We start from the raw sequence: 11251 nt of genomic DNA on the forward strand, positions 1-11251 counted from the left end.
AGGACTTTTTCAGTGGCCTCATCTCATCAAGGGTGTCTTTATTGTATGCCTTTAAAGAGAATCCCAGATATTTTTTAAACGATTCATCATCAAAAGCAGATAACGAATAAAGATTATGATTCTTTTTTCCAATTCTACTTTTTTTGTTTTTAATCACATCATTACCAAATAATTCAAACAATTCCTTTGTTGAAGCATTGTTTGCAAATTTGACCTTCTCAAAAATAGACCATGGAGACTCTAATTCGTTGATCCAAGAACGATTCCATGTTAGTGATCCATTTTCAGAAAATAAGTATCGTTTAAAATGTGGAATCAATTTAATGTCACCTGCTTTAAATCAGATCATTATACAGTTCATTTTCAATATACCCAGATTTTTTTAAACCGTCTAACCAATGGACCTGTGAAAGACTAGTAACGTTTTTTCCGCTAATTCCATATCTCTTAAATACATACTCTACGGTTAATGTAAGATACTGCATCGGGATCTCTAAGGGCTTGTTAATTCCTTTTACCTTTCTTTCATTTTCAATAGTGGAATATAACTCTTCTGTGCAATGCTCGAGGCGAAATCCTTGGTCATAAGCATCAGGAAAGTAATATCTTGTATAAGACCAACCACTATGAGTAGGGTACTCTGATAATGAATCATAACCATTTAAACAAATTTTAAGTTCATCTTTTGTTTTAATACCTGAGAAACTATACTCATGAACCATAAATCTCCCCACGATTTGTCCTTGTTTTGCATTAATAAAAGCTGATCTAACATGCTTCAATTCTTCCTGACCAACAAGGATAGCTGTCAAACTAATACCACATTCTTTTAAGTAATTATAAATATCCATGAGTACGTTGTATTGGAGTGGAACTAGACGTTGAGCATCATCGATAAATAGTATGATGCGATTACTGCCTGAACGTTCCGCCTTTTCTTGAAGGAATTTATTTAAACGATCACTTTTTAAAGGTTTACGACCCGAATAAGGTAACGCGTGCCCCAGCTGCTTCAGAAGTTCTTCATAGTACGTATTTTCATTGATTCGGGTATTTTGCTCGCATCTTATTTTTAATACAGGCAAATCCTCCCCAAAATCGATAGGTAATTCCTTTTCCATATAACTAATTGCCCATGTTTTCCCTAATCTTGGTCGTCCATGAGCGATTCCACCAGGTGCGCGATTTTCGATCCATTGCTTAATGTGACTATACATTCTCCTTACTTCTTTAGTACCAATAAAATATCTACCAGTTTCAATTGGATGGGTATTAGGAGGAATTAATGGACGTTGATAAGTATTCAAAATAAGCTCACCTCAAAATTTAGAAATTATACGTTCGAAAAGGGCGATCCTCATTGTTTTCGTCATCTTGATCTGATGTTTCTATACTATGCCAATGAGGTTGTGTATCATTTACTCGTTGGACTTCTTCTTCATTCTCTAATTGCATCGTTTTTTCAGTTTGAAGATCTCTTTGCAATTGAGCCAGCTTATTTCTCATACTCTTTACTGATTTTGCTTTTGAAGCTATATATTCATGGTAAATTTGGAATGGATCTTGATAGGAATTGAAGAATATTTTTCGATCTTTTTTTAATTTATTGATCGCTTTTCTAGTACGAAGTGAATGAGGAGTAACTCCCCATATACCATATGCAGTTAAGTAACCATATTCACTTCCGTCTGGTAAGAACGCCCGTATCGTTCGAATATCATCTATATTTACAATTAAGGTTAAATCTGTTCCAATCAAAAGAGCACTATTCGATAAAACATCATTACGATAAGGTACTCCTTCATAGTAGATAAATGGTCTTTTTCCTTGCTTAACATTCCCTGTCACAGTCCTTTTAGTTTGAAGTGAGAAAAAGGCCGCCCCCTTTCTCTCAGATGGGTCTAAAATTCTAGGTTCCATCCCCTTTTCAATCCGTTGTTGCATTAATTTTATAGGTGTAAAATTACGAATACCGCTGTGGGGCATTCCGTTATAATCTGAAATAAGGACGTGCGTCAATTCTTCTAGATCATTTAAAGATATATCGTATTTTTTTGCTTGATCTTCAGGGTTGTTTCTAATAGGATCAGAAGGATTACTTCCAGTCGTACTTAGGAGTTTGCGGTAACCCAATCCTTCCAACGTTCGAAATAATCGTTCAATTATACCCCTCAGTTCGGGAGTGTTAACTGGTCCATAATTAACGCTACAACCTACGATTCGCTGCAATCTGTCCTTAACGAGTTTTGCTAAGTTAGCACGCCCATTATCCATACTAAATTCTTCCCAAAGTGCCCATTCTGCTTGAGGGATTTTAGCAGAAGGAATACCTCCTTCTTCGTGATAAGAAATACCTGGAATTGTAAAAGTGATTTCTTTATAGGGCACTACTGAGTTACGAACACAATGTAATACATCATCCAGATTGTATTCTTTATTAACGCATAGATGATGGCCAAGGATAGCTCTTGTTGCCACATCAACAATTACAAGAAGCCAAATTCGATCAATCACTTCAGTAATGGTATCTCCTTCAGGCGTCGTAAATGTGATGGTGAATATGGCGTCAATTTTATGACCATCAAACTGAACGCGCTGGTACGGTTTTCTTAGTAATAAGTCCTCTGTTTCGTTTTTGTTCCCTTGCCATTTTGATTGCCTTGCAGATTCTTCTCCATAAAGTTTTGCTGCCTCTGTAAAGTGAGTTTTCTTGATTTTTTCGAAGAAACGATACAAGGAACGATAAGCTTTATCCTCTGTATTAAATGGATACTGATGTAAACCTATTCCTTTCTCTTCACATAATTTTAAAAAATAGCGGTGTATTTCTTCCCCAGTAAGAGCAGGCCTTCTCACATTTGATTCCTTGCGTCGTAGATAAGCGCTAGTAACTTTTTTCTCAATTTCGGGAAATTGACGTAGGAGGGCTGAAAAAGCACCGTTGAGTTTAATGGTTTGGTTTGATTTTGCATCTGATTCTAGAGCTGCTTTTCGAGTATATTGGGAAGTTCTTTTCCGGGGAATCAAAGCCCTATATCCCCAAATGGCTTGTGTTTCAGTATCGAATTCCAAACAGCGCCGTACAAATTCCCTTAACTCTTTGGGATCTATACCTGTTTGATTCTTAATTTCATTTAAATCTACGGTATCCTGCATATAAAGAGTTACTGCTTGCTCCCTACGTTTATATATTTTTTGCTCTTCAGGAGTAAGTTGAAGAATATTAACCATCGGCCAACTGTTTATGTCCAAATACTTTGAATCAATATTCAACCTTTCCAACATGCGTTTTCTGGTCATTTAGGGTCACCTCCGTGAGAGAAGAAATAAATTCATGATTATGATTAAATTTAAGAATCCCATGATAGATCATGGCATAAATCTGATTTCTTACGGATATAGCATGGAATCCGGGAATTTTTTCGATTTCTCGGATACTCATTGATTGACTTCGAACCGTATCAGTTATTTTTTGATAGAGCTCGTTGTTAAGTTCATTCTTTGGTAAAAAATAAGGAATAAGAGTTTTCTTATTTGCAAGAAGAATAGGGTTGTGTCTAATATCCTTTTCGGTAACCACTCGATGGTTTTGTTTCATTTCCTTACACCAAATTTGCTGAGCTAATAGTTCTTTGATTTTTTTTTGTTTACTCCGGTTGTCATTAAAATTTATATCATGAGCATTACTTACAAAAATAAATTCTTCATTTGTGCTTGTTTTTACCCACATATCAAATATTGTTTCAATGATTTCACCAGCAACAGATACCACAATCTTTTTCGGCCTTTCGCAGTAATCCTGTACTGAAAGGTCTGTTTCAACCATTGCCCAATGATCATATTGAAGTTTTCCGTAGAGCTTTACTTCTCTCTTCAATCTTCGACTAAAAACAAAAAATCTATCTCGACCCATTTCGTTCTTTATTTCCCTAATAGGTGAATACATGCTAAATTCCCCTTAAATTTGTTTGGAAATCAGTATAATATTCTCCACATTAGAGGAATAGTCCTTTGGCGAAAAAGCACTGCTTTTGGCGAAAAGTAGTGACCTTTGATTACAACGATCAACAACATCTTTGTCTCACTGAATAAAATTCATAGCCCATCAGTGTGAAGTATCAAAGCACACCGAATCGTCGAAAAGGCCCTACGCCCCAAGAACGTGAATCTGTAATGAAACGAAATAGTGCTTTATAGATGTCCATGCGGCTTTTTTGATATTTACTAGACACGCTCTGAACTCTCTTTGTAAAACAAACTTCTCACTGTGTTAAACCTTTAGCATTAACAAACGCTGAACAGTTTTCCTGAATTTATCCTAAAAGTTTATTTTATTAACTGCGTCGGTACTATAAAGAAACTCGAGAAGAGGCAAGCCTCCACGTATTTATTGAGCTATTGTTCCACAGCCTTTCAGTTTAGTATCTCTCTAGGACTTATGCGATGGACTTAGTAAATTAAAGCTGCGTTTAGTTAATACGCGAAACCTGATGGAACAAAGTCATTCTGAATTTATCGTTATGCAACTCAAGCATATGCTCAAGATAACGGCGAAAATGAATAGACAACTCATCTTTTTGAAAGTGACATGGTCGATAAAGCTTAGAACTTTCTGTACATTAACAGGAGATAACCAGATAAAGAAGGAAGCAAAATAAAACCGCCAGTTTTTACCTGGCGGTTTTGTGCTAACTATTAAGCTTCTTGTTTAACTTGTCAATCTTATCGGTTAGTCCTTCAAGTCCTTTTCGTCCTGCACGATTCAACTCATAACTGAGATTGTTCACGTCACGTGGGGTTAACTCGAACTCTTTATCGACTACTTTATTGAGGAAAGGTACCAGAAACTCTAGATCAGCATAGTTTACGATTGATTTGAAAAAGGCATCTTCCCACCAAACTTTCTTAAGCACCTCGCGAAATACCTCGGTACTAAAAAGTAGGTTTTCCTGAAATAACTTAAGGCTCTTTGTTATTGGCTTAAACCCATCCCTTATCAACCCTTCAGCAACTTGGGATGGACGCGTATAACCTGCTGCCTTATAAATGTAGGTAATCAACTCGATATGGTCATCATAGGTTATGTGGTCAAAGATCGCTGCATTCCACTCCAATAACAAGTTGATACCAGCATTTTGGTCATTGAAGTATCCGCTTTTGATTATTTCAAGAATTTGAAGGAAACAAAGCCTATGCAACGCACTGTCAACATACTCCCTTGAAGGTGCTAGGTAGGCTCTAAGTTTTTCGCAGTTCAAAGAGGATTCCGTTCCGTCCAGCGTGAACTTAAGCTGAGAAATCTTCTCCATAAGCTTTTCTGCTTCAACATTTACTGCAAGGTCTAATCTTCTAAATAACGTCGATGCGAAGTACAGGAGCTCTAATGCTTCCTGTTCAGATGGATTCGCCTTCTGGTCATGCGCTAAGACGTTACGTACCCCCATAGCTGCTCCTGAAAAAAGTAACATTGCGCCTAATTGGGCGTCTGGAGCATTACTCAATTTTAGAATAGGACTATTTTTAGAAAATGCATTGTCCATTAAAGGTTTCCCAGTAGTGGGGAGATGACTTTTCTTTTGGACATCATTATCCAATGCTACATATGTATCAAGGACAGCTGATCGGAAATGTCCATCCTGGAAAAGTTTTTGGGCAACCTCCAATACTCTTGGATGTAGTCCTTCCAGAATACTGGGTTGGACTAAGAGAGTGCGCGTTTTCGTTTCTTCAAGAGCAGGTGCCTTTGGTGATGGCGATGTTGTTATGGTTGCTTCAAGTTCTCTCAACAGAGAATGACCTTTTTCCGTTACCGTAAGTTGTGTTGGGAACTTCACCGCACCTGAAACTAAGCCTTCTTCGACTAAAGTCCTCATCATCATTAGGCTCGGCTGCTCTTCATTTGCTTCTGGGAAGAATACAGCATAGTCTTTACGATCAATGGATACCGTATCGCCCCAATATTTAGAAAGACATTTAAGGTTCTGTAGGACTTTCAGTTTACGTTCCGGAACGGATGGGAATTGATCAACGACTTGTTGAATCGAATACCCTTCTGAATAGCTGTCAGGATCACTGATGAATAATGTTGCCACCGACTCTTTGTTGATAGTCCGGTATCTGGTGAACGCCGATACCTTGATTAACTGCGATCTAAGCTTCTTCTCAGCGGGTAAGTCATCCAAGCACTCGCGAGTGATCTGGAAGTTACCGCAACTCTGGCAGTTAATCAGGTATACTTCAGACCGGTCCCTAATTTGTACTGCATCTTTACCACAAAGTGGGCATTGTATTTTTGATGTCATCTTAATCACTCCAAGCCTAAAATTACATGCAATTGCATATGTTATTATTCAGCCAAATGTCTTAACTCCTGCTCCAGAGGTGCTGATCGACAAGTTACCCATTTATGATGATGAATTACTTCGACCCAATTATGATAATGACAGCGGGTAATGTAGAATCATATCCAATAAATGCATTCAAAGATGTGAGTCATATGAGCGCCTAGAAAATTACATAAGCATGTTTTAATCATCTATGCTTTTTACTCATTTTACTAATGATCAACATCGTAACTTAAGTAACCAAAATATTTCTTAAAAAAAGAAGTCATATAATTCCGCAGAGACATAATTAATTAACTTGTTGTTTAAAGATCTTTAATTCACCATCAACATTTCCTTGATGTATGCTATATACTCCCGAGAGTTCCAACCATTTATTATAACGATCGTTAAAAGAGTCTCCAATAACTTGCTTTTCCCCTAAACAAGTCCAAAAAACTTTTAATTTATTCTCAGTTAGAAATTGAACAAACGAATCTTTTTTAATTAATAGACCCAGAGAGCCCCCCGTTTTAACTGAATGATCAAAACACGTTACTTTTCCTTTTTCATCGAGCCATTCTCCTACATTCTTCGAATATTGTAGTTTCATACTAGAATAAATATATTCTCTTGGAGCAAGATATGAGAGATTCTTTTCCTCATCTAATCCTGATTCCCATCTATGTCCTTCTGATGTTGGAAGTACTTCTGCAATAATGCTACCGTAATATTTGTTCTTATATATCTTCTCCCACTTTTGCGCAGGTTTGGTGTTGTTAAAATGACGATATGCTGGTGACCAGTAGAACTCACGACTGAATACCTGATACTGTTCATATCCCTCAGGAAACCATCGCCCAATAAGATGTTGCTCCTTTAGCCAACCTAACAATTCGGTTTCCATTTCTTCTTTAACCAGATAACTTCGTATTTGGTACCAAAGTCGCTTATAAGGCGTTTCATTTCTATCCTGTCCTATTGGTAACAGTTCTTTCCACGAAAGGTTTCTTTCCAGGACTAACCATTCTTCACCAGCAGTATCTGTGATGGAAATGAGGGCTTGAGGGTCTGGTAACTCGCTATCTCTTATCAGCCAGTCTTCATTTGATCCATCCCAATCCGAATATTTCTGCAATCCATTGTCCAATAAATTGTAATCCACAGTTGTGGAGAGGCTAAAAGCTGTTGGATCTATATTTCTAATGAAGGGCTCCCATGGTCCTTGATATGCAATGTATTTTTTTCTCTTCCCCCAGTAAGACTGATCTCTCATCTTAAAGTTGTCTGAAAGACGAGCCAAAACTTCATACAAGGCAATCCACTGATATTTTTTTCCGATTCGTTCTTTTTTGTTCTTGTATCGATCCCCTTTATTAGAATGGCGATCAAAAAGACCATGTTTAACAGCATCGTATCCGTATTTCTCAAAAATAAGTTGGCAAGCATAATTACTTAAATCGTTTGGATCAAATTTATCCCAGCCGTTTACTTTGCTTTGAAATACATAGCGACCAAAGTCACCGTATGCTGCAATTCCGCGACCATATTCAGTCACCATTGAACTTAGGATTTCATTTCTTCCCCCATATTGATCCTCTGCTTTATAAGAATCTATTTCTTCATTAGTTGGAAAAGATACAGGAAAATGGCTTCTATATGGTGGTCGTACGATATTTATATCGTTAAGTTTTATGACACCTTTATATTGAGCAAATTCAACAATATTTCTTGCATAATCTCTCACAAGGACATTTGGATAGACTTCATCTTTATTAAAAATGTTATTGATAATATATATCGAAAGCTGCTCTAATCCATTCATGTTATCTGAACGTAAAACGGCACCATATGACGCGGCGAAAATACGCTCATATACATAAGCATCATTCACTTCTTCAAATGCAATCAAAAGCCTTTTAGAAACAGACAGATTATTCTCTAACAACACTACTAGTGCTTTGGTTGCTAAATCGCGGAAATGAATGTCCGTACTTGTGAAAAGCCATCCAAGTGACTTGGCCGCTAAAACACGCACTTCTTCCAATAAATAGGATTTGTCATCACTTGACATAGACCAATTAATAAGCCTTCTCATAGCACTTCCATCATGATTTTGATCATGAAGGTAAGTAGTCCAAAAACTATCCCTTTGTGCTAATGAGAATTTCATCATGTATTCATGAAATCGATCTGCATTATAAAAATGCTTTGGATCAATACAAACTGAATATGCCATTTGAAAAAACAAATCACGACTTTCTCTATGAGTCAAAATGAATTGATTTACATAGTCCCTTGTCCCATCTTTAATTGTCTCAGGCCTTCTCCAAATTAAACTATTAATAAAAGATTCTTTTACAGATCTATAATTCTTCTGTTGTTCATTCAGCAGTTCATAAAACTCTTTTCCAATTCTTTCAGGTATTTGCACAGCTAAAGCTTCTAATATTCCTTGTTTTTGATGAGAATTGTCGATATAATCGGCTAGCTTCTCATGCTCCTGAAATATGGTTTCTGGATTCGCTGGATCTAAATGAACATCTAACAAATGAGAAGTAGTAAGGTGATCTTCAAATCGTTCATAAGCAAGATAAACAAATTCTTCATAGTTATTATTATCTTTGTGCCATACGAGGTTCTTTGACAGGATTCCCTCAGATATTAATGCATCAAGAAACCGACGCTTATTACTAAATTTTGATAATTGCTCGTCAGCTATTTCAAAAGCAACCTCATACGCTATCATATCAGTGCTTTTGTTAAGTTTATATTCAATCAATTTGTCAATTACTTTTCTAACTAATTTACGATCATTTGGATAGTCGAACAAAGAAGGTTTCGAAAGTTTATTATCAACACTATCAATAAAGAAGTCGATTATATTGCTTATACCACTAAATCCTTTGGGCATTTTCGTTAGACCTGAACGCTGTAGCCCTTCACAAAACAATTTAAGGAATAAAGGATTGCTGAATTCGGGATGGAGTAATGGAATACTGGGTTGTTCTAATCCGTATTGCATAAAAAATGAGCTGGATGCAAGGTATTCTAATCCTTCAAAACCAAAGTGATTAAGTTTAACAATATTGTTATCTGAAATAAAGTTGTCAGGAGCGATCAGTTTTTCATAAGAAGAGCGGATACTAAGTACTAATCCAAGCCATGGATATTTTTTGAATTCATTAATAAAACCGTTGATATGCTCCGGCCAAAAATATCTTCCTCTACCCTCATTAACCGCATCAATTATAAACAGAAGTCTCTCCCCTTCTGCCTCTGCTTTAGCATTCAAAGCTCCCAACAGCTCATTCTCATTACATTGAATTCTAAGTAAGTTACGAAGAATCTGTGTCCAAGGATTATCTTCAGATGCAAAATGCTGTCCTAGAATGAGTAGGCAGGATTTATTTTCCTTTATTTTATTTAGTGCAACATCAGCTAATAGATGTGACTTACCGATACCAGCAGGTCCAGAAAGCAAAGCAATTGGAGTATTGGCAAGTTTTATTAATGATCCTCTTAAAAAAACAGAAAAATCATAGACTGCATTCCAGAGATTGTTTACTGAGTTCATTGTATAATCACTGGTATACGTGGTTTTTTTTCTATTACTATCTATGTAACTTTCACAGTGAGAAAGAGCATCCTCAAGTGTTTCTATATTTTCGTTCAGAGTAAGAATATTTATTTGATTAATTCCTTCTTTTTGTGATGTCAAATATTCCATCTCAAGATTTTCTTTCACACTCAATAATTTCTGTATATCATTTTCAAGGGGGAGTTTACTTAATTGATTAATGGCTTTGTTAAGGGCTAATAGAAAAACATGATATGTCTGTTTTATACTATTACGAAAAGATTCGTTTCTACTCATAAAATCAAATGCTTTTGAAACTTCTAATTCAACATTTAGTTCAGGTGTATAACGCTCCCCTAAATTTGCGATACTGTACTCTACATTATTTTTGAACCACTCATCTGTAAATTCATGTTGTGAAAACCAAAATCGAGTTCTTCCAGCATGTTTTTTTTGCGATAACCTGTGGATGAGTTCGGAGCTCCCCCAATATTCAATACTAATATTCCTTCCTTTTTCTTGAGCGTATTCTGTCCATTCGTGCACCTTTTCCTTCCAACGATCCATAAACCACATTTGCTTTTCTCTTCTTGGGTCCTGTCTATCTAAAGGAATACAAATATAATATTTTGTTAAATTTGGATGTGTTCGAATCGCTGTTTCAAAGGACTCATTTAATTGGTTCCATTGAGAGTTTCCCATTGTAGAAAAATACTTTGCTTGCCAGGCATGTTCATCCCCATTATTTAAAACACAATATGCCTCGACTCCTCCATCAGGGGCGGCAACACGGTAAAATTCTTTTTTCTCACTTATTTCTTCTTCTCTAGCGAGTTGGCAAACCAATTCTTCAAAGGCATTATTTTGAGATTTATTAAATGTTCTTATGTAATTCCATTCAATTGACATATTGATTCTCCTTAGTGTAAGAACTTACTACATGATCCTGTAGACCTACTTTCTTGTATCTCATTTCTAGATTCCATATGGAAAATCCTGCAATCTGTTATCATCTACTGTTTGAAATATAAATCTCTTGTACTAAACCTATCCAAATAAAAACTGTAACTCCAATATTAGATGGTATCTAATATTTAGAGTGCAGTGCAGTTCAGACTACACGGCTTATTTTTTTGGTATTCACTCATATAACTTCCTAGAAACTAACGATTTTTATAGAAATCTAGACTTACTATTGCCCAAATTGATTAATTATCGTTAAGCTAGAGAAATGCTCTAAAGATTTTAGTAAAATATCTCTTCGCCGAGTAAAAGGGGAGTTTTGTGTCGTAGTCGCCAAACAAAGGGGTACATTTGTGTCAATCTCCTAGGGCCTGTATGCAAACTG

5 protein-coding genes and 1 pseudogene are annotated in these 11251 nt (G+C 36.2%); all 6 read right to left on the reverse strand.

Annotated elements, in window-relative coordinates:
* Window positions 1–319: pseudogene (locus J7E85_RS33150) on the reverse strand (hypothetical protein); the annotation flags it as partial.
* Window positions 320–335: 16 nt separating this feature from the next.
* The gene (locus J7E85_RS33155) at window positions 336–1307 is read right to left on the reverse strand and encodes an ATP-binding protein (RefSeq protein ID WP_251036229.1); all 972 of its coding nucleotides are present in this window, start codon (window positions 1305–1307) and stop codon (window positions 336–338) included.
* A gap of 19 nt (window positions 1308–1326) precedes the next feature.
* A complete protein-coding gene (locus J7E85_RS33160; protein ID WP_215164207.1) occupies window positions 1327–3300 on the reverse strand; it encodes a hypothetical protein in 1974 nt (657 codons plus the stop codon).
* Window positions 3263–3946: a hypothetical protein gene (locus J7E85_RS33165; protein WP_215164208.1), complete on the reverse strand. Its 684-nt coding sequence runs from the start codon at window positions 3944–3946 to the stop codon at window positions 3263–3265. Before J7E85_RS33165 ends, J7E85_RS33160 begins: the two co-directional genes overlap by 38 nt.
* Before the next feature lie 742 nt (window positions 3947–4688).
* Entirely contained in the window at window positions 4689–6302 is a 1614-nt protein-coding gene (locus J7E85_RS33170) for a TIGR02391 family protein (protein WP_215164209.1), read from the reverse strand.
* 331 nt (window positions 6303–6633) lie between these two features.
* Window positions 6634–10812, reverse strand: coding sequence for an ATP-binding protein (locus tag J7E85_RS33175; RefSeq protein WP_215164210.1), 4179 nt, complete (start codon window positions 10810–10812; stop codon window positions 6634–6636).
* Between the last annotated feature and the right edge of the window lie 439 nt (window positions 10813–11251).

This window comes from Paenibacillus sp. ISL-20 (assembly GCF_018613005.1).
In the GTDB taxonomy this organism is placed as follows: domain Bacteria; phylum Bacillota; class Bacilli; order Paenibacillales; family Paenibacillaceae; genus Paenibacillus_AQ.